The sequence below is a fragment of the Nocardioides panacisoli genome (assembly GCF_019448235.1).
Lineage (GTDB): Bacteria > Actinomycetota > Actinomycetes > Propionibacteriales > Nocardioidaceae > Nocardioides > Nocardioides panacisoli_A.
The window spans coordinates 2,571,590-2,597,624 of the sequence record NZ_CP080409.1; the positions used below are offsets into that span (position 1 = coordinate 2,571,590).

The 26,035-nt window shown below is 71.1% G+C and carries 22 protein-coding genes; 8 read left to right on the top strand and 14 right to left on the bottom strand.

Annotation, left to right across the window (positions count from 1 at the left end):
• Positions 1–39 precede the first annotated feature (39 nt).
• The 10 genes from KUV85_RS12460 to KUV85_RS12505 all read right to left on the bottom strand — a co-directional run bounded on the left by KUV85_RS12460 (position 40) and on the right by KUV85_RS12505 (position 13,283).
• On the bottom strand, positions 40–699 hold the full coding sequence (locus KUV85_RS12460) for a sirohydrochlorin chelatase (RefSeq protein WP_219960218.1): 660 nt from the start codon (positions 697–699) through the stop codon (positions 40–42).
• Positions 699–1,832, bottom strand: a complete 1,134-nt coding sequence (locus tag KUV85_RS12465) for a uroporphyrinogen-III synthase (RefSeq protein WP_219960219.1) — start codon at positions 1,830–1,832, stop codon at positions 699–701. Before KUV85_RS12465 ends, KUV85_RS12460 begins: the two co-directional genes overlap by 1 nt.
• Positions 1,829–2,239: a nitrite reductase small subunit NirD gene (gene nirD / locus KUV85_RS12470; RefSeq protein ID WP_219960220.1), complete on the bottom strand. Its 411-nt coding sequence runs from the start codon at positions 2,237–2,239 to the stop codon at positions 1,829–1,831. The genes KUV85_RS12465 and nirD overlap by 4 nt, the downstream gene beginning before the upstream one ends.
• On the bottom strand, positions 2,236–4,806 hold the full coding sequence (gene nirB, locus KUV85_RS12475) for a nitrite reductase large subunit NirB (protein WP_219960221.1): 2,571 nt from the start codon (positions 4,804–4,806) through the stop codon (positions 2,236–2,238). The genes nirD and nirB overlap by 4 nt, the downstream gene beginning before the upstream one ends.
• 20 nt (positions 4,807–4,826) lie before the next feature.
• Entirely contained in the window at positions 4,827–6,356 is a 1,530-nt protein-coding gene (locus KUV85_RS12480) for an FAD-dependent oxidoreductase (protein ID WP_219960222.1), read from the bottom strand.
• The gene (locus KUV85_RS12485; RefSeq protein WP_219960223.1) at positions 6,353–8,431 is read right to left on the bottom strand and encodes a molybdopterin oxidoreductase family protein; all 2,079 of its coding nucleotides are present in this window, start codon (positions 8,429–8,431) and stop codon (positions 6,353–6,355) included. The genes KUV85_RS12480 and KUV85_RS12485 overlap by 4 nt, the downstream gene beginning before the upstream one ends.
• A 97-nt stretch (positions 8,432–8,528) precedes the next feature.
• A complete protein-coding gene (locus tag KUV85_RS12490) occupies positions 8,529–10,043 on the bottom strand; it encodes an MFS transporter (RefSeq protein WP_219960224.1) in 1,515 nt (504 codons plus the stop codon).
• Positions 10,044–10,202: 159 nt separating this feature from the next.
• The gene (locus KUV85_RS12495) at positions 10,203–11,195 is read right to left on the bottom strand and encodes an alpha/beta fold hydrolase (protein WP_219960225.1); all 993 of its coding nucleotides are present in this window, start codon (positions 11,193–11,195) and stop codon (positions 10,203–10,205) included.
• 396 nt (positions 11,196–11,591) lie between these two features.
• Positions 11,592–12,650: a hypothetical protein gene (locus tag KUV85_RS12500; protein WP_219960226.1), complete on the bottom strand. Its 1,059-nt coding sequence runs from the start codon at positions 12,648–12,650 to the stop codon at positions 11,592–11,594.
• A gap of 204 nt (positions 12,651–12,854) precedes the next feature.
• Positions 12,855–13,283 carry a hypothetical protein gene (locus KUV85_RS12505; protein WP_219960227.1) on the bottom strand — a complete coding sequence of 143 codons (429 nt, stop codon included), beginning with the start codon at positions 13,281–13,283 and terminating at the stop codon, positions 12,855–12,857.
• A 322-nt stretch (positions 13,284–13,605) separates the two neighbouring features.
• Between KUV85_RS12505 and KUV85_RS12510 the strand changes: the two genes are divergently transcribed.
• The 3 genes from KUV85_RS12510 to acs all read left to right on the top strand — a co-directional run bounded on the left by KUV85_RS12510 (position 13,606) and on the right by acs (position 17,871).
• A complete protein-coding gene (locus tag KUV85_RS12510) occupies positions 13,606–13,884 on the top strand; it encodes a DUF4212 domain-containing protein (RefSeq protein WP_219960228.1) in 279 nt (92 codons plus the stop codon).
• Entirely contained in the window at positions 13,881–15,611 is a 1,731-nt protein-coding gene (locus tag KUV85_RS12515; RefSeq protein ID WP_219960229.1) for a sodium:solute symporter family protein, read from the top strand. The genes KUV85_RS12510 and KUV85_RS12515 overlap by 4 nt, the downstream gene beginning before the upstream one ends.
• Before the next feature lie 322 nt (positions 15,612–15,933).
• The gene (gene acs / locus KUV85_RS12520; protein WP_219962901.1) at positions 15,934–17,871 is read left to right on the top strand and encodes an acetate--CoA ligase; all 1,938 of its coding nucleotides are present in this window, start codon (positions 15,934–15,936) and stop codon (positions 17,869–17,871) included.
• A 148-nt stretch (positions 17,872–18,019) separates the two neighbouring features.
• Here acs and KUV85_RS12525 read toward each other — a convergent pair whose 3' ends face one another.
• Both KUV85_RS12525 and nhaA read right to left on the bottom strand, forming a co-directional pair.
• Entirely contained in the window at positions 18,020–18,556 is a 537-nt protein-coding gene (locus KUV85_RS12525; protein ID WP_219960230.1) for a hypothetical protein, read from the bottom strand.
• On the bottom strand, positions 18,510–19,925 hold the full coding sequence (nhaA, locus tag KUV85_RS12530; protein WP_219960231.1) for a Na+/H+ antiporter NhaA: 1,416 nt from the start codon (positions 19,923–19,925) through the stop codon (positions 18,510–18,512). The genes KUV85_RS12525 and nhaA overlap by 47 nt, the downstream gene beginning before the upstream one ends.
• A gap of 179 nt (positions 19,926–20,104) precedes the next feature.
• On the opposite strand from nhaA, the gene KUV85_RS12535 reads away from it, so the two are divergent.
• The 5 genes from KUV85_RS12535 (at position 20,105) to KUV85_RS12555 (ending at position 24,122) form a co-directional block, all read left to right on the top strand.
• A complete protein-coding gene (locus tag KUV85_RS12535) occupies positions 20,105–20,536 on the top strand; it encodes a phage holin family protein (protein WP_219960232.1) in 432 nt (143 codons plus the stop codon).
• Positions 20,537–20,560: 24 nt separating this feature from the next.
• The gene (locus KUV85_RS12540) at positions 20,561–21,418 is read left to right on the top strand and encodes a fructosamine kinase family protein (protein ID WP_219960233.1); all 858 of its coding nucleotides are present in this window, start codon (positions 20,561–20,563) and stop codon (positions 21,416–21,418) included.
• An 87-nt stretch (positions 21,419–21,505) separates the two neighbouring features.
• Positions 21,506–22,201: a response regulator transcription factor gene (locus KUV85_RS12545; RefSeq protein ID WP_219960234.1), complete on the top strand. Its 696-nt coding sequence runs from the start codon at positions 21,506–21,508 to the stop codon at positions 22,199–22,201.
• On the top strand, positions 22,198–23,586 hold the full coding sequence (locus tag KUV85_RS12550; RefSeq protein WP_219960235.1) for a HAMP domain-containing sensor histidine kinase: 1,389 nt from the start codon (positions 22,198–22,200) through the stop codon (positions 23,584–23,586). The genes KUV85_RS12545 and KUV85_RS12550 overlap by 4 nt, the downstream gene beginning before the upstream one ends.
• Positions 23,583–24,122 (top strand): hypothetical protein, encoded by a 540-nt coding sequence (locus tag KUV85_RS12555; RefSeq protein WP_219960236.1) that lies wholly within the window; start codon positions 23,583–23,585, stop codon positions 24,120–24,122. Before KUV85_RS12550 ends, KUV85_RS12555 begins: the two co-directional genes overlap by 4 nt.
• Here the strand turns inward: KUV85_RS12555 and KUV85_RS12560 are convergent, their stop codons facing one another.
• A complete protein-coding gene (locus tag KUV85_RS12560; RefSeq protein ID WP_219960237.1) occupies positions 24,123–25,460 on the bottom strand; it encodes an anthranilate synthase component I family protein in 1,338 nt (445 codons plus the stop codon).
• Positions 25,457–26,035 (bottom strand): anthranilate synthase component II, encoded by a 579-nt coding sequence (locus KUV85_RS12565; protein ID WP_219960238.1) that lies wholly within the window; start codon positions 26,033–26,035, stop codon positions 25,457–25,459. Before KUV85_RS12565 ends, KUV85_RS12560 begins: the two co-directional genes overlap by 4 nt.

Here is a 26,035-nt window from a genome sequence, read left to right on the forward strand (position 1 = left end):
GCAGGGGCTCTGCGACCCCGGGCCGTCAGCGGTCCGGGGTCACACGTACGAACGCAACTCCCCCGCGCGCTGGCAGACCAGGTCCACGACCAGCGGGTGGACCCCGAGGACGTCGGCGACCACGGTGGCTCCCGCCGCGTGGGCCTCGTCGCGGGCCCGGTCGAGGAAGAACCCGGGCGAGAGCAGGTAGGGCGAGACCACGTCACCGCTGCGCACGACGGCGTCGGGACGCTCCCCGAGGCCGCCCAGCGTCGCGAGGCGGACCTCGCTCCCCCAGGCCTCGGCCAGCAGGTCGCACGCCTCGCCGAGGTGGTCCATCGCGGCGGGCTCGCGCGAGCCGGCCGCGACCATCACCACGGGCGTGCCCGGCGCTGCGCCGGCCTCCCGCAGTCGCTCGACCTGTGCCGCGGCGAGGAGTGCGTGGGGGCCGAAGGCGCCGCCCAGGGTGACCGGGGCGCCGGCGCGGGCCGCCATCCGCGGCAGGTCGGCCCGCACGTGGTAGCCGGTCGAGAGCAGCAGCGGCACGGCCACGGCGGGCTCGGTCAGCCCGGCGACGACGTCCTCGAAGAGCGGGTCGCAGAGCTCGACGTACGACGCCACCGCCGGTTCGCCGAGCTGCTCGGCGGCCGCGGCGGTCAGCGCGACGGCGATCTCGTTGCCGGCGACCTGCCGGGTGCCGTGGGCGACGGTGATCAGCATCAGGCGGTCCCGACGGGGTCGACGGCGAGCCGGTAGCCCCGCTTGACGACGGTCTGGATGCACCGCGTGCCCAGCGCGGCACGCAGCCGGGCGACGGCCATCTCGACGGCGTGCTCGGAGCCGGCGGTGCCCGAGGGGAGTGCCGCGAGCAGCTCGCGACGGGAGACCACGGTGCCGGGGTTGACGAGCAGGGCCTGCAGCACGGCGTACGGCGCCGGGGAGAGCTTGATCTCCGCGCCGTCGAGCCGGACGTCGTCACCGTGCAGCAGCAGCGTGTGGCCGGCGACGCCGAGCGAGGTGCCGACCGCACGTGAGGGGAGCTCGGCCTCGAGCTGCTTGACCATCGCGGCCAGGCGGGAGCGGCCGGGGTAGATCGAGGGCACGCCCCACATCTCGAAGGCGGCGGCCGTGACGGGGCCGACCGAGGAGGCGACGACGTCGGCGGTGAAGGCGGCGATGACCTCGTCGCGGTGGCCGGCCGAGACGGCGGCCTCCATCAGTGCCGAGACGGCGGGCGCCGCGGTGAAGGTGACGGCGTCGAGGTCGCGGGCGACGATGCGCTCGATCAGGGCGAACATCGGCTCGGGGTCCTCGGCGGGCAGGACGCGGTAGACGGCGACCGTGGTCACCTCGGCGCCCTGGCGGCGCAGGGCGTGGGCCGCCATCGACAGGGACTGGCCGTGCTCCTGGACCACGATCCGCCGGCCGGTGAGGTCGCGGCCGCGCAGGTGGGAGAGGACGTCGTCGAACTCCTCCGACTCCGGCGCCCACAGCTCGCGGAGGCCGTGGCGGCGCAGCGCGCCCACGCTCTTGGGGCCGCGGGCCAGGATCTCCGCGGTGCCCAGCTTGTCCAGCAGCGGTTCGAGCAGCCCCCACCGCTCGGCGGCCTCGAACCACGCCCGCATGCCGATGCCGGTGGTGGCGAGGAAGATGTCGATCGGCTGGTCGAGTACGCCGCGGGTGGCCGTGCGCAGCGCGTCCTCGTCGATCCAGTTGGGGTGCTCGGAGAGCGCCGGTGCGTGCATCACCTGCGCCCCACGCCGCTCCAGCAGCGAGATCTGCTCCTCCGAACGGCGCGACGCGGTCACCCCGATGCGGAATCCGGACAGCGGCCCCGGCGGCCCGTCGGTCACGTCTGCTGCCTCCTTCGTGGTCCCACGAGGACCATCCTCTCCGAGCCGCGCTGGACCTGCACGTCGTAGGTCGGGACGCGGACCTCGGGATCGTCCAGGCAGGTGCCGGTGCGCAGGTCGAAGGCCTGTTTGAGCAGCGGGCTCGCCACGAACGCGACCTCCTCCCCGTCGACGGTGCGGGTACCCACGATGCCACGCGACAGCACCGAGGCCTTCCCGAATGGGTCGTAGTTCGACAGTGCGTGGACGGTGTCGTCGTGGGTGCGGAACACGGCCACGGCGGCACCGTCGACGAGCGCCGTGACGCCCCCCTCGACCGGGATCCGGTCCAACGGGCACACGGTCACCCAGCCCTCCGGCACCCGATCGGCCCGCGCGGTGACGTCGCTCGTCGACGGGCCGGTCATCGGGGCTCCCCCACCGCGATGGTGGAGCCCAGCAGCACGGGTCCGTCGGACTCCTCCGGGGCGATCTGCCCACGCTCGTCGCGGAAGCTGATGTTGGGGTCCGGCGTGCCCGGCGCGTTCACGAACGACACGAAGCGCTGCAGCTTCTCGGGATCGGCCAGCGTGGCGCGCCACTCGTCGAAGTAGGAGTCCACGTGCCGGGCCATGGCCGCGTCCAGCTCCGAGCCGAGCCCGAGGGCGTCCTCGACGACGACCTCCCGGATCCGGTCCAGGCCGCCGTCGAGGGAGTCGCGCCAGCGCGCGGTGCGCTCGAGCCGGTCGGCGGTGCGGACGTAGTACATCAGGAACCGGTCGAGGTAGGTGATGAGAGTGTCCTTGTCCAGGTCCCCGGCGAGCAGCTGGGCGTGGGCCGGCGTGGCCCCGCCGTTGCCGCAGACGTAGAGGTTCCACCCCTTCTCGGTGGCGATGATGCCGAAGTCCTTGCTCCGGGCCTCGGCGCACTCGCGGGCACAGCCCGACACCCCGCCCTTGAGCTTGTGCGGTGAGCGCAGCCCCCGGTAGCGCAGCTCGAGCTCGATCGCGAGGCCGACCGAGTCCTGTACGCCGTAGCGGCACCACGTCGAGCCGACGCACGACTTCACGGTGCGCAGCGCCTTGCCGTAGGCGTGGCCGGACTCCATGCCGGCGTCGACCAGGCGCCGCCAGATCGCGGGCAGGTCCTCCATCCGGGCGCCGAAGAGGTCGATGCGCTGACCTCCGGTGATCTTGGTGTAGAGCCCGAACTCCTGGGCGACCTCACCGATCACGATCAGCTTGTCCGGGGTGATCTCACCGCCGGGCACCCGCGGCACGACCGAGTAGGTGCCGTTGCGCTGCAGGTTGGCCAGGTAGGCGTCGTTGGTGTCCTGCAGGACGTCGTTGCCGCGGTCGAGGACATGGTGGTTGAGCTGGCTGGCCAGGATCGAGGCGACGGTCGGCTTGCAGACGTCGCAGCCCCGGCCGGTGCCGTGGGCCTCGATGACGGCGTCGAAGCTGCGGTGGCCGTGCACCAGGACGACCTCGAAGAGCTCCTGCCGGCTGAGCGGGAAGTGCTCGCACAGGGAGCGGTCGACGGTGCGCCCCAGGGCGGCGAAGTGGTCCTCGACGAGCTTCTTCACCGTCGGCTTGCAGGAGCCGCAGGTCGCGCCGGCACGCGTGCAGGCCGTCACGCAGCCCGCGTCGGTGCAGGGTCCCCCGTCATGGGTGGTCGCGTCCTCGGCGACCGCCGCGATGATCTCGCCCTTGGTGACGTCGTTGCACGAGCACACCTGCGCGCTGTCGGGCATCTCGACCTCGGCGCCGCCGCGGCCGGCGGGCAGGATCAGCTCCTCGGGGTTCTCGGGCAGCTCGATGCCGTCGCGGCCGTCCCCGGCCACCATCGGGCGCAGGACGCCGTACTGGCTCGCGTCGCCGACGAGGACGCCACCGAGGAGGTGCTTGCCGTCCTCGCTGACGACGAGCTTCTTGTAGACGCCGGCGACGGCGTCGGCGAAGACCAGGTCGACGGCGCCCTCGGTCTCGCCGTGGGCGTCGCCGAAGGAGGCGACGTCGACCCCGAGCAGCTTCAGCTTGGTCGACATGTCGGCGCCGGTGAAGCGGCCCTCCCCGCCGACCAGCCGGTCGACCAGCACCTCGGCCATGTCGTAGCCGGGGGCGACCAGGCCGTACATCGTGCCCTGCACGGCCGCGCACTCGCCGATGGCGTGGATGTGGGGCTGGGAGGTCTGCAGCGTCTCGTCGACCAGCACGCCGCCGCGCTCGGCCACCTCCAGGCCGGCCGCGCGGGCGAGTGCGTCCCGCGGCCGGATGCCGGCGGAGAACACCACGAGGTCGACCTCGAGCGGGTTGCGGTCCTTGAGCGCGAGGCGCTCCACGCGTCCCCGTCCCAGGACGGCCTCGGTCATGGCACCGGTGTGCACGGTGAGGCCGAGCTGGTCGATGTGCCGGCTGAGCGTGCGGCCGCCGACGTCGTCGACCTGGACCGCCATCAGCCGCGGCGCGAGCTCGACGACGTGGGTCTCGACGTCGAGCTGGAGCAACGCGTTCGCGGCCTCCAGCCCGAGCAGGCCACCGCCGATCACGGCGCCGACGCGCGCCCGCTTCGACGCCTCGCGGATGGCCTCGAGGTCCTCGATGGTGCGGTAGACGAAGCAGTTGTCGAGGTCGTGGCCGGGCACCGGCGGGACGAACGGCGCGGCGCCGGTGGCGAGGACGAGCTCGTCGTAGGGGACGTCGTCACCGCTGGCGAGGGTGACGATCCGCTGCCGCGGGGAGATCGCGACGACCTCGGTGCCGAGGCGCAGCGTCACCCGGGGGTCGTCGTACGCGCCACCGGGGAGCAGGGAGAGCGCCTCCGCGCCCACCTCGAAGTACGACGTCAGCCCGACCCGGTCGTAGGCCGCGCGGGGCTCCTCGCCGAGGACGGTGATGTCGTGGGTGTCGGTCAGGCCGCGCTCGATGGCTGCCTGCACGAACCGGTGGCCGACCATGCCGTGGCCGACCACGACCAGGTGCTTGCGGTGACTCATGGGGTTCCTCTCGGTGGGGATCAGCGCTGGGCCAGGAGCTGGCGGACGGTGGCCGTGCACCCGCCGCAGCCGGTGGTCGCACGGGTGGTGGTCCGGGCCTGCTCGACGTCCGAGCAGGCCCGGACGGCGCCGGCGCTCACGCCGGCGCAGGTGCAGACCTCCGCGTCGTCGGGGAGGTCCACGAGGGGGGCGGCGTCCGTCGGGGGCGGCGGTGGGAGCAGGAGGTCGCCGGGCTCGTCGGGGGCGAGCACGGTGCGGCGGTCGTAGTGCTGGGTGATGAGGCCGACGTGGCGCAGGTCGCCGACGAGCGTGCCGGCCACGATGCGGCCGTCCCGGACGACGAGACGTCGGTGGGACCCGCGGAAGGGGTTGGAGACCTCCACGACCTCGCCGCCGGCGCGTGCCTCGCGCTCGGGGTCGCCGAGGACGGCGACGTCGAGGTCGGTGGCGCGCAGCCGGGCCACGATCCGCGAGCCGTCGTACGTCGTCGGGTCGCCGGTGAGGACGTCGGCGAGGACCGTGGCCTGCTCCCAGGCGGGCGGCACGAAGCCGTGGACGTGCCCGGCGTGCTCGGCGCAGTCGCCGATCGCGTGGACGTGGTCGTCGCTGACGCTGGTGAGGCGGTCGTCGACGACGACGCCGCGGCCGACTGCCAGCCCGGCGGCGCGGGCGAGCCCGGTCGCGGGCCGACCGCCGGCGGTGAGCACCACCAGGTCCGCGTCGAGGGTGTGGCCGTTGTCGAGCTCGGCACCGATGCGCCGGGCCGACGCCTCGCCGTGGTCGTGGAGCCGTACGACGCGGGCCCCGGTGTAGACCTCGGTCCCGAGCCGGGCGAGGCTGCGGGCGAGCACCCGGCCGGCGTCGGGGCCGACCTGGCTGCGCAGCAGGTGCTCCCCGCCCTCGACGACCTCCACCGCGAGCCCCCGGACCGCGAGCGCCCGGGCGACCTGCAGCCCCAGCAGTCCGCCGCCGACGACGACCGCGCGCGGGTTGAGTCGGCACTTGTCGTCGGTCGAGTGCTCACTTGTCGTCGGTCGAGTCGGCACATCCCCCCGCCCGGCGGGAACAACTGCTGACTCGACCGGGAAGAAGTGAGCACTCAACCTCTCGGTGACCGCGGCGTCGAGCCGGTGGCAGTCGTCGAGGGAGCGGAAGGCGTGCACCGCCGGGTGCAGCCCCCCGTCGGCGTCGACCAGCCCGCGGATCGGCGGGAGGGTCGGGATGGCGCCCGTGGCCAGCACCAGCGCGTCGTAGGCGACCTCGGAGCCGTCGGCCAGCTCCACGGCGCGGCGGTCGCAGTCGATCCGCACCACGCGGGTGCCGCGCCGCAGGTCGACGTCGTGCTCGGCGTACCACTCCTCGGGCCGCAGCGCCAGCGCCTCGGCACGGTGCGTCCCCTCCAGCACGGCCGAGAGCAGGATGCGGTTGTACGGCGCGTGCTCCTCGGCGCCGATGAGCGTGATCGGGTCCCGGGACCCGCGGGCGCGCAGCTCCTCGACCAGTCGGACGGCTGCCATCCCGGCGCCGATGACGACGACGTGGCGGGTCATGGCGCGACCCCCTCGGCGGCCTCGACGCTCGCGGCGCACACCTTGAACTCCGGCATCCGCGAGGAGGGGTCGAGGGCGTCGTTGGTCAGCCGATTGGCGCCGATCCAGTGGAACGGGACGAACGCCGTGTCGGGGCGGATGGTGGTGACCACGCGCGCGGGCGCGACCAGCTCCCCCCGCCGGGTCGCGATCCGTACGTCGTCGCCGTCGCGGACCGACAGCCGGCGCGCGAGCAGCGGGTGGACCTCGACGAACGGGCCGGTGTCGGGCAGGTCCCGCACGCGGCGCGTCTGGGCGCCGGACTGGTACTGCGCCAACACCCGCCCGGTCGTGAGGTGCAGCGGGTACGTCGCGTCGGTCGGCTCGGCCGGACCGCCGTGCTCGACGGGGAGGAAGCGCGCGCGGCCGGTCGCGGTGGGGAACCGCTCGGCGAACATCCGCGGCGTGCCCTCGCTGCCCTCGGGGCAGGGCCAGAAGACCCCGCCGCGCTCGCGGATGGCGTCATAGTCGATGCCGGAGTAGTCGGCCCGCCCGCCGGCTGAGGCCCGACCGAGCTCGGCGAAGACCTCCTCGGGCTCGGTGCCGAACGCGACCGGCGCGTCCAGCCGCTCGGCCAGCGCGGCGACCACCTCCAGGTCGCTGCGGACGCCCGCCGGCGGCGCGGTCGCCTGCTGGCGCAGCACGACCCGGCCCTCGAGGTTGGTCATGGTGCCGGTCTCCTCGGCCCACTGGGTGACCGGGAGGACGACGTCCGCGAGCGCCGCCGTCTCGCTCATTACCAGGTCGCACACCACGAGCAGGTCCAGGGCCTCGAGCCGGCCGGTGACGTGGCCGGCCCGCGGTGCGGAGACCACGATGTTGGAGCCGAAGACCAGCAGGGCACGGGGTCCGTCGTCCTGCCCGAGCGCGTCCAACAGCTCGTACGCCGACCGTCCCCTGCCGGGCAGCGTCTCCGGCGCGACGCCCCACACCCGGGCGACGTGGGCGCGGGCGTCGGGGTCGTCGATCATCCGGTAGCCGGGCAGCTGGTCGGCCTTCTGGCCGTGCTCGCGGCCGCCCTGCCCGTTGCCCTGGCCGGTGAGGCAGCCGTAGCCGGCGTGCTCGGTGCCGGGCATGCCGAGTGCGAGCGCGACGTTGATCCAGCCGAGCACGGTGGCGGTGCCCTGGGCGTGCTGCTCCGCGCCTCGCGCGGTCAGCACCACCACGCGGTCCGCGGCGAGCACGTCGACCAGGGCGTCGAGCTCGGCGGTGTGGATGCCGGTGACGCGCTCGACGCGCTCGGGCCACCACGAGGTCGCCGACCGGCGTACGTCCTCCCACCCGGTGGTACGCCGCGCGACGTACTCCTCGTCGACGAGCCCGCGCGCGTCGAGCAGGTGGAGCACGCCGAGCGCGAGCGCGAGGTCGGTGCCGGGCACGGGTTGGAGGTGGAGGTCGGCCCGTTCGGCGGTCGGCGTCCGGCGCGGGTCGACGACGACCAGCCGGCCCCCCGCCTCGCGGAGCCGGTCGAGGTGCCGGGCGGCCGGCGGCATGGTCTCGGCGAGGTTGGAGCCGACGAGGACGACCGTGTCGGCCTGCTCGATGTCGACGAGGGGGAACGGCAGGCCACGGTCGATGCCGAACGCCTGGTTGCTCGCGCTGGCCGCCGAGCTCATGCACCACCGGCCGTTGTAGTCGATCTGGGAGGTGCCCAGGGCGACGCGGGCGAACTTGCCGAGCTGGTAGGCCTTCTCGTTGGTGAGGCCGCCACCACCGAAGACCGCCACGGCGTCGGCCCCGTGGGCCGCCTGCAGGGCGCGGATCCGCCCGGCGACGAGGTCGAGGGCCTCGTCCCAGTCGGCGGCGCGCAGGGCCCCGGTCCGTCGGTCGCGGACCAGGGGCTGGGTGAGCCGCTCGCGCCGGTCGAGGCCGCCGGCGGTCCAGCCCTTGCGGCACAGTGCGCCGGCGTTGACGGGGAACTCCTCCCACGACTGCACCGTGATCGCGCCGCGACGGCCGGGCGCGACCTTCATCCCGCACTGCAGGCTGCAGTAGGGGCAGTGCGTCGTCGTCGCACCGGTGTCGTCGCTGGTCATGTCCTCATGCTCCGTGGTCCGCATTTCCGGTTCCGGCCGTCGGCGACGACCGCGATGTCACGGTCTCCTCACCGCCTCACAGGTCGACGTCCGCCGGTCAGATCCGCGTCTCGGCCGCCCGGACGATCGCGGAACGGGGCCGCAGGTAGATCGCCCAGGTCAGTGCGGCACAGGCGACGTAGAAGACGGTGAAGATCCAGAACGCCGTGCTGATCGCGGCGACCTTGTCGTCGACCCAGGGTGCGGCGAACATCATCGGCACCAGGAAGCCGCCGAAGGCCCCGACCGCGGCGACGATGCCCACCACGGCCGAGGACTCCACGGTGGCGCGGGCCACCGCGGCGTCCCGCTCCGGGGTCCCCGGCGCGGTGCGGGCGGTGGCGCCGGCGCGCCAGATGGCGGGGATCATCTTGAACGTCGAGCCGTTGCCGATCCCGGTGAAGGCGAAAACCAGCAGGAACATGGCCAGGAAGACGGGGAAGTACTGCTCGTTGTCGATCGCGACCTGCGGGTCGGCGGTCGGGTTGGGCGTCAGGCGGGAGAGCGACCAGAGGATGCCCAGGGTGCCGGCAGCCTGCAGCAGGAAGTTGCAGAAGCTGACCCGGGCGCCGCCGTACCGGTCGGCGAGCCAGCCGCCGAGCGGCCGGATCAGCGAGCCGACCGTGGCGCCGAGGAAGGCGAACCAGGCGAAGTTGATGCCGGTGAGGACGCCGTCGTCGACCACGGAGAAGTTCAGCTTGATCACCAGGGGCATGGCCGAGGCGTAGCCGATGAAGGAGCCGAAGGTGCCGATGTAGAGGACCGACATGACCAGCGTGTGGTGCTGGCGTACGACGGCCGCGGTCTGGCGCACCGTGGACCGGGCACCGGCGAGGTTGTTCATGAAGAAGTGGGCACCGGCGGCGCCGACCAGGGCCAGCAGGGCGTAGAGGTAGGCGACCGTCTCGAGGTGGACGCCGCCCTCGCTTGCCCGCACCATGCCGAAGAGGCCACCCGCGCCGACGATGACCGGTAGTCCGAGCTGGATGACGGCCGCGCCGATGTTGCCGCCCGCGGCGTTGATGCCGAGCGCGAGACCCTTGGCGCGCGCTGGGTAGAAGGCGTTGATGTTGGCCATCGAGGAGGAGAAGTTCCCGCCACCGACGCCGGCGGTGGCAGCGATCACCACGAACGCCCAGTACGGCGTGTCCGGGTTCTGCACCGCGACCGCGTACAGGACGGTCGGCACGAGCAGCAGCAGCGCACTGATCACGGTCCAGTTGCGGCCCCCGAACACGGGGACGGCGAAGGTGTAGGGCAGTCGCATGAAGGCACCCACCGCGTTGGGCACCGCGACGAGGTAGAAGAGCTGCTCGGCGCTGAAGTCGAACCCGGCGCTGGCCAGCAGCGCCGCGCTGATCGACCAGAACAGCCAGATCGAGAACCCGACGTGCTCGGCGAAGATCGACCAGACCAGGTTGCGCCGGGCGACGCGGCGCCCCGTCCGCTGCCAGAAATCCTCGTCCTCCGGACGCCAGTCCGTGAGCCAGGTGCCGCCGGGCGGCACGGCTCCGGGGCCGGCGGTCGCGGTGGACCCGGCGGACTCGGTGGTCGGGGTGGTCGTGGTCGTCATCGGGGCTCCTCGAACGGATCGGATGGTCCGATCGTGGGAGCCGGTCGTTTCGCCCCGGGGTCGGTGCGCGTGGCCCCGAGGTCAACTTGTCCTCACGACTTCACTGCGACGGATCAGTCCGTTGTCCGCCGGGGCATGCCGGAATCGTTCCGGACCCGCCTACGGGCTCTCCTCGCCGGGGCCTTGGTCGGCAACCCATCGTGCAACTTGGGCTGCTCGTTGGGGATCTCGCCACAAGTGTCCCCGCCCCTCAATCTCAACGGCGCGAGTCGCGAGGTCAAGCCAGCGTTGCTGGAGCTCTGACGGCGCCACAGCATCGTCGGTGCTGTTCAAGACCAGCATCGGCATGGTGATTCGCGCATCTCCCCGCAGGGGAGCACGTCCGTCCGAGCACCCGCGGAACACCCATGCGAATGCCCGCATGAGCGGCTCCCGCTGATCGGCGACCTTGCGCCAACTCGTGTACCAGGGGCACGTATCAGCCCAGATTGCGACGAGCGACGGGTTCACCTCGTTCGCGCCTCGCAGCTCGTAGGTGCGTCCAAGACGTCGCAGCCGGCCCGCCAGCGACCTCGAGATCTGCCCGCTATCCAAGGCCGCACCAACCTCGTCGAGTACCTGTCGGTTGTCGCTCGGCAAGGTGGACAGAGCAATCACGCCGAGTGCAATCTCCCGACCGGTGGCCTCGGTTCCGATGCCGTTGCGAGTCCATCGATCCAGTACCCGCTCTCGATCCGTCCTGCACGCTGGCGTCGCGCACCCTCGCGTGAGTGTTCCCACAGTCGCATCGGATCGTTGCCTGAGCAGGGAAAGCGCCGAGGTCCCCCTGGGCGGAGCGGGTGATTGCACCACCGCCCAGTCGGGCTGCACTGCACCGCCGGGCATGAGCAGACCCTGCATACGAGTGGCGCCAAATGACTGTAGGTATGCCCCTACCAGATCCGTGTCGAGCTGAGCCTCGGCGAGCCGGATCGCCGACGTCACCGCCTCCTCACGGGTGGCCAAGAGTTCGAGCGCACACGCATCGCGCGGGTTCCCGTCGAAGGCGACACGGCGACACGGCGTGCTCGGGGGTCGATACACCCAGGGCTCAACCATCAGCAATACGTCGAAATCTTGAATCGCCGCGGGCACAATCAGGTCGAGCGGCACGTCTGCATCCGGTAGGCCAAGGCCCGGACCACCTGGATCCCACACGACAAGGCCTCGAGAGTTCCGCTGGGGGTGAATGACAACCGCCTGCGCGCCTTGCTCGCTCGCCAAACACGTCACCGACTCGACACGCGACTCGCACCACTGGGACACCGAACGTTCGGGAGCAACGCCGAACGCCGGCCCGCCCGTTGCGGGCTCAGTCTGCGCCGGACGGTCAGCATCCAAGACCTGAGTGCCTGCCCACAGCGCAGGCCCGGCCAACACCACCATCGCGATGGTCCCGACCCGCGCTACACGGCGCGGCCACCGCCGCATCAGAGCTCCTCCGTCACAAGTCCAAGAGACCCTGCGCGTTGGCCGTTCGCCGCGAAAATTCTCACCGCTGCGTTACGATCAGCTGGCCCACTTAGATACCTGCCCACCCCACTCGTCGCGGGTGAATCGGCAATCCCTGGTTGCGGTCTTGTTCTGGGGCCCTCGCTCCTTCGACCTGCACTTCCAGATGAAATAGTTCTGGTCGTAGCCTTCTTGAATCGTCACGAATTCGTACCAGGTCATGTTCGGGAAGTGCCCGTCCCTCATCGTGAAGCCCGACACGTAGGCAGCGTGATATTGCCCTTTCCGCACGAGGCGGCCCTGATCGAAGGAAATTCGCTGGTGTCCGATGCGTCCGGTCCACACGTCGTACTCACTGCACTCGCGTGGAGTGAAAGTGAAAGGCCCGACGGAAATACCGACACCGTCGCGGCACGAACTCCAACCTTGTTTGGGCTTGGTGCGCTTCCACAGCCACTCACGAGCCCATTTATGGGCGCCGTCGGTCAGGTTCTGAGAAACCCACAATTTCTTGATCCGAGGCGACCCCCATCCATCGCTCGTTCGAGGTCGACCGACTGCGTGGCGCGAGATCTGCCAATAGTCGACGGGTTTCGTTTCGCCCTTCATCTTGCGGCGGTACGTCTGAAATACACCGTCGCCCAGGTAGTTGCCACGGAAATAGACCCGCAGTCGCACACTGGAGTGAAAACTGTTGTCCCAACGTGGCCACGATCCCATCCCGGGGCCGGACTGCGACGCCGGGACCCTCGCGGGGTCATCAGCCATCTCGACGGAGGCGACGATCTCCCTTGGCGACTTCTCGCCCAGCCCAGAGCTTCCGCCAGCGCCCACCGTTACGGACTGCACCTTGACGTTCGAATCGGGTACGACCACCACCGCCTGCAGATCACCATCAGTGACGGTTCCGACTCTGAGGTCGCGCCGGCCCACGTGCTTGGCGTGGGTCAAGGCTTGATAACCGATCTCGCGTTCCACCGCGGCTCGCTCCAAGCCGCTCACGCCGGCCTCAGCCGGACGCAGTGCACGCGCGACTTGGGCTTGAGAGAACGTTGCCGCCACGGCAGATTTGATCGACGGATCACCCGCCGGGCGCGCTGCGTCCTGCTCAGCCATGGCCGGCGCAGCATGTGCAGAAACTGCAACAGCGATCCCGGCAATCCCGATACGCGTTCCAAACCGTACCGACCCCATGCGAGTTCCTTCCCCGAGTGCGCATTTGAGAATCGCAGCCTCACGGACTCCAAGAAACGCACGGGGTCGGCAACCACGATCGCGGACAAACACTAAGGGCAGAGCAGGTGGGTGTCAATGAACGATTCACTCAGAATCGGATCCCCGAAACAGCCGCCACGCACATTGCAATGCAACGACCCCCCCGAAGAACACCATCACCAGGCCCGGTCCCGGCATCCAGCCGCCGAAGCCGTACTGCAACACGTGTCCGATCTGCCACGAGGGCAGGACAAGACACACCGCCGACATCACCGCGGCATGACCGGCAGCCACGCGAGGCCACGGCATCAACACAGCAGCGAGACCGAGGGTGCCGGTGTAGAAGGTCCACAACCCGGGGCCCCCGGCCCCAGAAACCGGAATCCCGACCAGGTAAACCCACGGCAGGAAGGAGCCCAGCATCACCAGCACCACCGCGCCGATGAGTCGCTTGCGGGCGGGGTGCCACGCGGGACGGGTCCGGTCGGACCCGGCGAGGTTCACGCGGCGGCTCGAGGCGGCGGGGCTGCTCATGCAGCGACCGTAACCGGAATCACGGCCCCGCGGGAGCCCGTCGGCACGCTCGCCGCGCCGTTCGTCGTACGCCGACGCGCCTCGGGGCGCGCCCAACGGTCGGTCACGCGCGACGAACGGCCGGATACGGCCGGATGTCGCGTGTCATGCGACCCGTTCGGGCCATTCGGCGAATGCTCCACGCCGCTCGGCGCAGGATGTGACCGGCACCACTCCCACCCCTTGCCGTGACGTGCGCCACCTTGTTTCGCTCATCTCGTCTCACCCGAGCGGACGTCCGCGTGACGCCTGCCCGGCTCACCCGACACCCACGGAGGATGCGATGGATGAGCAAGCGCGCCGGGAGTACTGGCGCCACAACCTGACCTTGATGGCGGTGCTACTCACAATCTGGGCCCTGGTCTCCTTCGGGGCCGGGATCTTCTTCGCCGATGCCCTCAACGGGGTCGAGATCGGCGGCTTCCCGCTCGGGTTCTGGTTCTCGCAACAGGGCTCGATCCTGGTCTTCTTGGCCCTCATCGCCATCTACGTGTGGCGCATGGACAAGCTCGACGCGAAGTACGGCGTCGAGGAGTACGAGGAGGAGGTGCGCGGGTCGTGACCGAGATCCAAGCATGGACGCTCGTCTTCGTCGTCCTCACCTTCGGCGTCTACATCTACGTCGCCTACGCGAGCCGGGTGTCGGACACCAAGGGCTTCTACGTCGCCGGCGGCGGCATCCCCGCCCCGGCCAACGGTGCCGCGGTCGCTGCGGACTGGATGAGCGCGGCGTCGTTCATCTCCATGGCGGGCCTCATCGCACTCGCCTACAACGGCTACAACGGGTCGGCGTTCCTGATGGGCTGGACCGGTGGCTACGTGCTGCTGGCGATGCTGCTGGCGCCGTACCTGCGCAAGTTCGGCAAGTTCACCGTGCCGGACTTCGTCGGTGACCGCTACAACGAGACGGCGCGACTGATCGCGGTGGTCTGCGCGATCGTCGTCTCGATCACCTACGTCACCGGCCAGATGGCCGGCGTCGGCGTGGTGTTCGGTCGCTTCCTGAAGGTCGACACGACCATCGGTGTGCTGATCGGCATGGCGATCGTGTTCTTCTACGCCGTGCTCGGCGGCATGAAGGGCATCACCTGGACCCAGGTGTGCCAGTACACGGTCCTGATCATCGCCTACATCATCCCGGCGGTGGCGATCTCGGCGAAGCTGACCGACAACCCCCTGCCGCAGATCGGTTTCGGCCAGATCCTGGCCGAGCTCGAGGCGCTGCAGGCCGAGCTCGGGTTCTCCGAGTACACCGCTGCACTGACCGGCAGCAGCCAGCTCAACATGTTCCTGCTGACGGCGACGCTGATGTTCGGTACGGCGGGCCTGCCGCACGTGATCGTGCGGTTCTACACCGCCAAGAACGTCCGCGCCGCCCGCTACTCGGCGCTGTGGGCGCTGTTCTTCATCGCGCTGCTCTACACGACCGCCCCGACGGTCGCAGCGTTCGCGAAGTTCAACATCCTCAGCTCCTCCCAGGCCGGCACCCTCGCCGACCAGTCGTGGTTCGACACCTGGGAAGAGGTCGGGCTGATCACCGGTCCCGACGGCGGCACGGTGGCCGATGCCAACGGCAACGGCGCCATCGACTTCCTCGGTGGCGGTGGCAACGAGGCCGTGATCAACAACGACATCCTCGTGCTGGCCTCGCCGGAGATCGGTGGCCTGCCGGCCCCGATCGTGGGCCTGGTGGCGGCCGGTGGTCTGGCTGCGGCGCTCTCGACGGCGTCCGGCCTGCTGCTGGTGATCTCGTCCTCGGTGGCCAACGACGTCTACCACAAGCGGATCAACCCGAAGGCCGACGAGAAGCAGCAGCTCCTCGTCGCCCGGATCACGATGGGTGTCGCGGTGGTCTTCGCCGGCTACCTGGGCATCAACCCGCCCGCCTTCGCCGGTGAGGTGGTGGCCCTGGCCTTCGGACTCGGCGCGGCGAGCTTCTTCCCGACGCTCGTGCTGGGCATCTTCTGGAAGAAGTGCACCGCAGCCGGTGCGGCGGCCGGTATGGCCACCGGTATCGGCATCACGGTGCTCTACTTCATCTGGACGCTGCCCTCGACCTCCGCGCCGATCTTCCTGGGCAACGACCCGATCCTGGACATCGCACCGGTCGGCTTCGGCTTCTTCGGAATGCTGGTGAACTTCGCGGTCACGATCGTGGTCTCGCAGTTCACGCCCAAGCCGTCCCTGGCGATGCAGGAGCTGGTCGAGGAGGTCCGCTACCCGGGCCACACCGACCTGGTGGCCAAGCACGCCGCCGGCGAGGACATCACCAAGGAGGACACCGACTAGTCGGGGGAGTCGCCGACATCCGCTGCTCGTCCCTCGTGCGGTCCTCTCCGCGACGGCCCCGTCGTCGAGGAGGCCGCCGGGGGACGAGCGGCATGTCGGGCCCCCACCGGAACCGCCGGGCGGCGCCGGGACGGCAACCCCGATGCAACCCGTGGTGGCCCAACCTCGAGACCCCTAGTGTGAGGACTGTTACGCATCGTGGCCACACGATCGCGAGCAGCACCCACGGACCCACCTCCGGCGCCCCCGGAGCACCACATCCACCATCACGACGAGCCAGGAGTGAGAAGTGAGCGACAAGTCCGAGACCCTCGAGAACCTGATGCACGAGGACCGTCGGTTCCCACCGCCGGCCGACCTCGCCGCCAACGCCAACGTCACCGCCGAGGCGTACGACGCCGCCGCGGCCGACCGTGAGGGCTTCTGGGCCGAGCAGGCCGAGCGCCTGACCTGGGACACCAAATGGGACCAGGTGCTGGACTGGAGCGGCAAGCCCCACGCGAAGTGGTTCGTGGGCGGCAAGCTCAACGCGGCGTACAACTGCGTCGACCGGCACGTGGAGAACGGCAAGGGCGACCAGGTCGCCATCCACTGGGTCGGCGAGCCCGAGGGCGACACCCGTGACATCACCTACAGCCAGATGAAGGACGAGGTGTCGCAGGCCGCCAACGCGCTGACCGAGCTCGGCGTCAAGACCGGCGACCGGGTGGCGATCTACCTGCCGATGATCCCCGAGGCCGTCGTCGCGATGCTCGCCTGCGCACGGCTCGGCGCCCCGCACACGGTCGTGTTCGGCGGGTTCTCCGCCGACGCGCTGGCCTCGCGCATCGAGGACTGCGGCGCCAAGGTCGTCATCACCGCCGACGGCGGCTACCGTCGCGGCTCGCCGTCCTCGCTCAAGCCCGCCGTCGACGAGGCCCGCACCAAGACCGACATGGTCGAGAAGGTGCTGGTCGTGCAGCGCACCGGGCAGGACGTGGAGTGGGACGAGTCGGTGGACGTGTGGTGGCACGACGCGGTCGGCAACGCCTCGACCGACCACACCCCCGAGGCGTTCGACTCCGAGCACCCGCTCTACGTCATGTACACCTCCGGCACGACCGGCAAGCCCAAGGGCATCCTGCACACCACCGGTGGCTACCTGACCGGCTGCGCCTACACCCACGCCGCGATCTTCGACGCCAAGCCGGAGACCGACGTCTACTGGTGCACCGCCGACATCGGCTGGGTGACCGGGCACAGCTACATCGTCTACGGCCCGATGGCCAACGGCGTGACGCAGGTCGTCTACGAGGGCACGCCCGACAGCCCCGAGCGCGGCCGCTGGTGGAAGATCGTCGAGCAGTACGGCGTGACGCTGTTCTACACCGCGCCGACGGCGATCCGCTCCTTCATGAAGCAGGGCGAGGAGATCCCGCAGGCCCACGACCTGTCGAGCCTGCGCATCCTCGGGTCGGTCGGTGAGCCGATCAACCCCGATGCCTACATCTGGTACCGCGAGATCGTGGGCGGCGGCCGTACGCCGATCGTCGACACCTGGTGGCAGACCGAGACCGGGTCGGTGCTGATCAGCCCGCTGCCCGGCGTGACCGACGGCAAGCCCGGTTCGGCGATGACGCCGATCCCCGGCATCGAGGCCGACGTCGTCGACGAGGACGGCAAGCCGGTGGGCAACGGTGGCGGCGGCTACCTCGTGGTGACCTCGCCGTGGCCGTCGATGCTGCGCACCATCTGGGGTGACGACGAGCGGTTCGCCGACACCTACTGGTCGCGCTTCGCCAAGCAGGGCTACTACTTCGCCGGTGACGGCGCGAAGCGGGACGAGGACGGCCACATCTGGGTGCTGGGTCGTGTCGACGACGTCATGAACGTCTCCGGCCACCGGCTCTCGACCACCGAGATCGAGTCCGCCCTCGTCTCGCACCCCAAGGTCGCCGAGGCGGCCGTGGTGGGCGCCAAGGACGAGGACACCGGCCAGGCCGTGTGCGCGTTCGTGATCCTCAAGGAGTCCGCCGGCGACGGCGGTGACGACATCGTCAAGGAGCTCCGCGGCCACGTGCGCAAGGAGATCGGTCCGATCGCCACGCCGCGCCAGGTCATGGTGGTGCCGGAGCTGCCCAAGACCCGGTCGGGCAAGATCATGCGCCGCCTGCTGCGCGACGTCGCCGAGAACCGCGAGGTGGGTGACGTGACCACGCTCGCCGACAGCTCGGTCATGGACCTGATCCAGACCGGCATGAAGGGCGGCTCGGACGACTGACGCCCTGACGGGCACCAACGAGACACGAAGGGGCGCACCCACCCGGGTGCGCCCCTTCGTCGTTCCCGGTGCTCGACGGCTGACCGGTGGTCGAGCCGCGGTCCCGGTGGTCGAGCCGCACTCCCGGTGGTCGAGCCTGTCGAGACCCTCACTCCAGCCAGTCGACCTCGGCGGGGTCGGCGGTCAGCGGCACCCGCTGCCAGAACTCCAGCTGGTCGGCGTTCGGCTCACCGCCGGCGAACGTGATCATGACGCGACGCCCGCCGTCGGAGCGCTGGATGCCCTCGTCGTCGACCGGGCACTGGCCCGCCGCCCTGGAGCGCTCCACGCACACCTGCACCAGCGGCGCCGCCGACCCGGCGTCGATCGGCGCGAACTGCGAGCTGCGCTGGGTCACCCGACCGCGGCGCTTGGTCCAGTCCTGCACACCACGCCACTCGTAGGCGGGCGGCAACGCCTCGGGGAGCTCGATCGGCACCCCGGGGTGCTGGGCGAGGTGCTCCTCGAGCTCGGTCAGCCCGTAGCTGGTGTCGGGTTCCTCCTCCAGGAAGTGGAGGACGACCACGGCAGCGACCAGCAGGAGCACCATCGCCACCGCGACGGCGCCGCCGCGCACGACGGCGCGGCGTACCGGGTCCTCAGCTCGGCTGGGACTGCTCCTGGTCGGTGCTGCCTGCTGGGTCATCGGAATCGTCCTCGTCCTCCTCGTGCTCCGGCGGCTGCGGCGACATCGTCGCCAGCAGGACGGTGCCCGCGACGGCCGCGATGGCCGATGCGAACAGGATGCCGATCTTGGCATTGTCGGTCAGGTCGTCCGAACCGAAGGACAGGCCCGCGATGAACAGCGACACGGTGAAGCCGATGCCGGCGACGAAGCCGAGGCCCACGACCTGCGCCCACGTGGTGTGGCGCGGGAGCGTGCCGAGTCCGAGCCGGATGGCGATGAAGCAGGCCAGCACGATGCCGACCGGCTTGCCGATCACCAGGCCGGCGCCGATGCCGAGCGCCACGGCCGAGGACAGCGCCTCGCCGAGGCCACCGAGCTGCACGCCGGCGTTGGCGAGCGCGAAGACGGGGAGCACGAAGTACGACGACAGCGGGTGCAGCCGGTTCTGCAGCCGCTCGACCATCGGCACCGACTCACCGAGGAGGAACCGCAGCCGGTGCAGCTCGTCGGCATTGAGATGGCGGTCGCGCAGCGCCTGCTGGGCGTAGTCACGGGCCACCGACTCGTTGAGGAGCGCCGTCGCGGGGGTGAGCAGGCCCAGCGCGACACCGGCCAGCGTGGCGTGCACGCCCGACTCCAGCACCGCGAACCACAGCGCGACGCCGACGACGACGTACGCCGGGACGGCCCAGATCTTCATCATCCGCATCAGGACGATCAGGGCGAGCAGGGCGCCGGCGATGGCGAGCCACTGCATGGAGAGGTCGTCGGTGTAGAAGACCGCGATCACCAGGATCGCGCCGATGTCGTCGACGATCGCCAAGGTGAGCATGAAGACGCGGGCCGCGGAGGGGATGCGCCGGCCGAGCAGGCCGAGCACGCCGACCGCGAAGGCGATGTCGGTGGCCATCGGGATGCCCCAGCCCGAGCTGGCGTCGGTGCCGCCGGTGATCGCGATGTAGAGCAGCGCCGGCAGCACCATGCCGCCGATCGCCGCGACGATCGGCAGCGAGGCGGTCTTGGGGTCACGCAGGTCGCCGTGGACCAACTCGTGCTTGATCTCGAGGCCGACGACGAAGAAGAAGATCACCATCAGGCCGTCGTTGACCCAGTGCTGCAGCGACTCCTCGATGTGGAAGCTGCCCGCGTCCACCGACAGCTTCAGGTGCCAGAAGTCGTCATAGGCACTCGCCCACGGCGAGTTCGCCCACAGCAGCGCCACCGCGGCGGCGATGAGCAGCAGGATCGAACCCGATGCCTCGATGCGGAGGAACTCGCGCAGCGGCCGGGCGATCAGCCGCGCGGAGGGGCGATTGCTCTCGGTCCAGATGGGCCCGCGGTTCCACAGCGCGGAGAGTGAGCCGGAGAATCGGGTCGGTGGCTGCACGGATCAGGCTCCTTGAATTCTCATGGGTCGTGACGTCGTACTGCCGACCAGACTTCCCGGCGCTCCTGGAGAAACCCTAGGGCATCGCACCCCAGACTGCCCGACGCAGGCGTGCGGGCCCCGGGTTCTGTAGGGTCACGAGGAGACATACGACACTACGCGTGAGCACGTGAGGACCCATGGCTGAGCAGACCGCACCGAACCCGAACGGGCTGCAGGACGACGAGCCGACGATCGGCCGGCTGATCAAGGACGCGCAGACCGACCTCTCCACCCTCATGCGCAAGGAGATCGAGCTGGCCAAGGCCGAGCTCAAGTTCAGCGCGACCGCGGGTGGCATGGGCACGGTGTTCCTGCTGGCCGCCGCGTTCTTCGCGGTGCTGATGATCATCATCCTCTCGGTGGCCGCCGCCTACTTCATCCACTGGAACGGCGACGGCCTGAGCCTGCACTGGGCCTTCCTGATCGTGGCCGGGTTCTACCTGCTCATCACCGGTCTGCTGGTGTTGCTCGGGATCCGTAAACTGAAGCAGATCAAGGGCCCGGAGAAGACCATCGAGACCGGGCGCAAGGTCCCCAAGGCCCTCAAGGGCTCCACCAGCACCAACTAGTCCGACTCACTCGGGAGGTCCCAGTTGGCTCGGCAAGCCGTGGTCGCCGACCGTGCCGAGCAGTTGCTCGGGACCTCGGTCATCGCCACTGCCCCCGTCGCCGGCGGTGACGTCGCGACGGCCTTCCGGCTGCGGCTCTCCAACGGCCGCACCGCGTTCCTGAAGACCATCGCGCACCCGCCGGCCGGTTTCTTCGAGCGCGAGGCCGCCGGCCTGCGTTGGCTCGCCGAGGCCGACGGTGTCGCCGTGCCCGAGGTGCTGGCGGTGGACCCGGAGATGCTGGTCATCGAGTGGGTCGAGACGACGCGCCCATCCGCCGACGCGGCCGCCGGCTTCGGCCGCGCCCTCGCCCGGATGCACGGCGCCGGCGCCGCCTCCTTCGGCGGTGAGGCCGACGGCTTCATCGCGCGGCTGCCGCTGTACAACAAGCCGTTGCCGACGTGGGCGGAGTTCTACAACGAGCGGCGGATCGCGCCCTACCTGCGGGTGCTGCGCGACAAGGAGCTGATCTCGGCCTCCCACGCCGACGCCATCGAGCGGGCCGCGGCGCGCGTCGGCGACCTCGTGCCCGAGGAGCCGCCCGCCCGGCTGCACGGCGACCTGTGGAACGGCAACGTGCTGTGGGGCACCGAGGACCGGGTCCACGTCATCGACCCCGCCGCCCATGCTGGCCACCGCGAGGCCGACCTCGCGATGCTCACACTGTTCGGGCTCCCCCAGCTGCCGCAGGTCGTGGCGGCGTACGACGAGGCCGCGCCGCTCGCCGAGGGCTGGGAGGACCGCCTGGGCCTGCACCAGCTCTTCCCGCTGCTGGTCCACGCCTGCCTCTTCGGCGGCGGGTACGCCGCCCGCGCCGCCACCGTCGCCGAGCGCTACCTCTGACCGCTGCTGCAGCAGCGGACGTACCGGGCACCGGGCGCGACGCGGCCGCTTCAGGAGTTCCTCAGTCGCGTCGGTCATGATGGGGACATGAGTGAGCAGCCGCGCGTCCTGGTGGTCGACGACGACCGCGCCGTCCGCGACTCGCTGCGCCGCTCACTGGAGTTCAACGGCTACGACGTGCACCTGGCCAACGACGGCGCCGAGGCGCTGGCGGGCATCGGCGCGATCGCGCCGGACGTGGTCGTGATGGACGTGATGATGCCGCGACTGGGTGGCCTCGAGGCGACGCGGGCGCTGCGCACGGCCGGCAGCGACGTACCGATCCTGGTGCTGACCGCGCGCGACGCCGTGGGCGACCGGGTGGACGGGCTCGACGCCGGCGCGGACGACTACCTCACCAAGCCCTTCGCCCTGCAGGAGCTGCTGGCCCGACTGCGCGCCCTGCTGCGGCGGGTCGCTCCCGGCGAGGAGGACGAGGAGGTCCTCGAGTTCGCCGACCTGACGATGAACACCGCCACCCGCGAGGTACGCCGCGCCGACCGCGCCATGGAGCTCACCCGCACCGAGTTCACGCTGCTGGAGATGTTCCTCCGACGGCCGCGGCGCGTGCTGGAGCGCTCCTTCATCCTCGAGGAGGTGTGGGGGTACGACTTCCCCACCACCGCCAACTCCCTCGAGGTCTACGTCGGCTACCTGCGGCGCAAGACCGAGGCCGAGGACGAGCCGCGCCTGATCCACACCGTGCGCGGCGTGGGCTACGTGCTGCGGACCAGTTCGACATGACGGGGCCGGCCGGTCCGGCCGGGCCACGGACCGCCGGGTGGCCCTTCCGGCGCTCGCTGGCGAGCCGGGTCATCCTCCTCACCACGCTCGCCGTCGGCGTGACGGTCGCCATGGTCGCGGTGGGCGCCTATTTCACCGCCCGCGTGCAGATGCAGGACAGCCTCGACGACTCCCTCGTCGAGCGCGCCGAGTCCGCCTCACGCGTCAGCTCGGTGTCGGGAATCCGCGTGCCGCAGCTGTGGTCGATGGGCGCCTCCGACCTCCGCGTCGCCGTGGTGACCGCCGACCGGCGGGCCCGGGTGCTCGACGGCGGCCCCACGATGGAGCTCGGCGAACCCGAGATCGCCGTCGCGCGCGGAGACGACGACGTCAGCATCCGCACCGTCGTCATCTCCTCCGAGCGCCACCGCGTGGCCGCCGTCCCGCTGCAGGCCGACGGCCTCGCCCTCGTGCTGGCCGAACCGCTCAGCGACCAGGACCGCGTGCTCGCCCGGCTGGGCTGGGTCACCATCGCCTTCGGCGTGCTCGGCGTCTTCGTCGCCGGCCTCGCCGGCTGGGCCGTCGCCCGCAACGGCCTGCGCCCCGTGCGCAACCTGACCACCTCGGTCGAGGAGATCGCGCAGACCGAGGACCTGCGGGCGCTGCCCGTGGAGGGTGACGACGAGATCGCCCGCCTCGCCGCGGCCTTCAACCAGATGCTGACCGCCCTGGACGCCTCGCGGGTGCGGCAGCGCCAGCTGGTCGCCGACGCCTCCCACGAGCTGCGCACGCCGCTCACCTCGCTGCGCACCAACATCGACCTGCTCACCATGTCCCTCGACGACGACCGGCTGCCGGCCCAGGCTCGCGCCGACCTGCTGGAGGACATCCGCGCCCAGGCAGAGGAGCTCACCGGCCTCATCGGCGACCTGACCGAGCTGGCGCGCGACGAGCCCGCCCGCGCCCAGGTCGAGACCCTCGACCTGGCCGACATCGTGGCGCACGCCGCCGAGCGCGTACGCCGCCGCGCCCCCGGCGTCGTGATCGAGGTCTTCACCCGGTCCTGGTGGGTCGTGGGCGAGGCGTGGGCACTGGAACGTGCCGTGACCAACCTGCTGGACAACGCAGCGAAGTGGAGCCCCGAAGGAGGCACCGTGACCGCCCGCCTCAGTGACGGCGTACTCACCATCGACGACCAGGGCCCCGGCATCGAGGAGGCCGACCGGGTGCGGATCTTCGACCGGTTCTGGCGCTCCGACGACTCCCGCACGCTGCCGGGCTCGGGGCTGGGACTGGCGATCGTGCGGCAGGTGGCCGACCGGCACTCCGGCACGGTCCAGGCGATGGAGAACTCCGCCGGCGGCGCCCGGCTCGTCCTGCGGCTGCCCGGGAGGGAAACCGAATGAGGCGGCGGATCCTGGCCGGGGCGCTGCTCCCGGCGGCCTTCGTGCTGGCCGGCTGCGGCGAGGACCTCGGCGACAAGCCGGACTTCTCCAGCTCCGAGGAGCCCGCGCTGTGGAACCCCTGCGACGCCCTCGACGCCGACTGGGTGGAGCAGGAGTTCGGGGTGCGCACGACCGAGCAGAACGGCACGCCCACCCAGCCCGAGTGTCGCTTCCGCCCCGACACCGACGGCGATGCCGTCATCACCGCCGAGTACCTCCAGTTCGGCGGCACCCTGGACGAGGCGTGGGAGCAGATGGCGCCCGGCGACGACGCCGACGTCCGCACGCCCGAGGTGGCCGGCGCCGACGACGCCCGCATCGTGGTCGACCGCACCCGGCAGAACCTGTCGCTGACCGGCTTCGTCGAGAACGGCGACCTGATCCAGATCGTCAACGTCGTCGACCCCGCGCCCTACCGGGCCGACGAGCTCCAGCAGGGCGTACGCCGCATGCTGGAGGTGCTCTCCGAGCACGCGACCGACGCCGGGGTCAGCTGATCAGCCGATCGCCCGCAGCAGCCGGTCGGCCTTCCAGCGGGTCTCCGCGTACTCCTCGGCGGCGTCGGAGTCGACGGTGATCCCGCCCCCGGTGCCCAGCAGGTAGGTCCCGTCGCCGGTGGTCATCAGGCTGCGGATCACTACGCCGAGATCGGCGCGGCCGTCGCCGGCCACCCAGCCGAACGCACCGGCGTACGCCCCGCGCGGGGAGTCCTCGACCTCGCCGATGATCTGCATGGTGCGCAGCTTGGGCGCTCCGGTCATCGACCCGGCCGGGAAGAGCGACCGCAGCGCCGCCACCGTGGAGACGTCGCCGCGCAACCGCCCACGCACCGTGGAGACGAGCTGATGCACCGAGGCGTAGGACTCGACCTGCATCAGCGAGGGCACCGCCACCGACCCGACCTCGCAGACGACGGAGAGGTCGTTGCGCAGCAGGTCGACGATCATCAGGTTCTCCGAGCGGAACTTCGGATCGGTCGCGAGCCGGTCCCGCGCCGCCGCGTCCTCGGCCTCGGTGGCACCACGCGGCGTCGTGCCCTTGATCGGCTTGGTCTCCAGCTCCCGGTCCGCGGTGACGAGCGCGTAGCGCTCCGGACTCGAGCTGAGCAGGTGGGCCCGCGCGCCCGGCACGTCGTGCTGGAGGTAGCCGGCGTACGGCGCGGGGTTGATCGCCCGCAGCCGCAGGTACGCCTCGGCCGGCGCCAGGTCGCTCGCGACGGCGAGCCGGTGCGTCAGGTTCACCTCGTAGGAGTTGCCCGCGTGGAGGTGCTCCTGGACGGCGGCGAAGGCGGAGGTGTAGGCGCGTGGCGGGGATGCGGGGTCCCGCCCGGACACCCCGGGGAGCATCGCCGGAGACACGCGCGGCGCGCCACCGGCCACGGACCCCGAACCCTCGCGCCGTGCGTGGCGCAGGGGCTCTGCGACCGTAGGGGTGTCCGGGCGGGACCCCGCATCCCCGCCACCCCTCTCCCCGAAGCTCCTCACATGGCTCGGGCGCATCCAGACCGCGTCGGGGAGGTGGGGATCGGACTCGGCCGGGAGGTCGGGGCGAGCGGCGTAGCCGAAGTAGCCGAACCACTGGTCGTCGGGGCTGCCGGCGGCGAGCTCGGCCTCGAGCACGGCGAAGGGGTCGTCGCCGACCACCTCGGCCCGGCCACTCGCATGGCGAGTGACCTCGCGACGGGCGGCGTCGTAGGTGAGGGACACGTCGTCGGGCTCGAGCCACCCGATGATCGAACGCCGGCGGGACCACTCGCGAGCGCCACCGCCGTCGAGCCAGAAGCAGCGCTCGTGCCGAGCCGCGACGCGGGTGAACTCCTCGACGACGTCGCTCATGCCGCCACCCCCAGGAAGTTCGCCACCAGCGCCGCGCCGTGCTCGGAGAGGATCGACTCGGGATGGAACTGCACCCCCACCTGGGGCCGGTCGACGTGCGCGACGCCCATCGTCAGCCCGCTCAGCCGGTCCGTCGCGGTACGCCGCAGCTCCGCGGGCAGCGCCACCGCCGCCAGCGAGTGGTAGCGCACGGCCCGGAAGCCCGCCGGCAGCCCCGCGAACAGCCCCGCGCCGTCGTGGTCGACGACCGCGTCCACGCCGTGGCCGGGACGCACCCGCTCCACGCGGCCGCCGTACGCCGTCACGAGGCCCTGCAGGCCCAGGCACACCCCGAGCAGGGGTCGGCTGCCGTCGCGGATGACCTCGCGCCCGACGGCGAAGTCGTCCGGGTCGGCGGGGTGGCCGGGGCCGGGTGAGAGGACGACGTACTCGTGGGCGAGGACGTCGGCCGGTTCGCACTCGTCGTGCTGCAGCACGGTGGGCAGGCGGCCGCTGACGCCGGCGACGAGGTGGACCAGGTTGCCGGTGTAGGAGTCGTGGTGGTCGACGACCACGACGTCCGGTGTGCGCGCCAT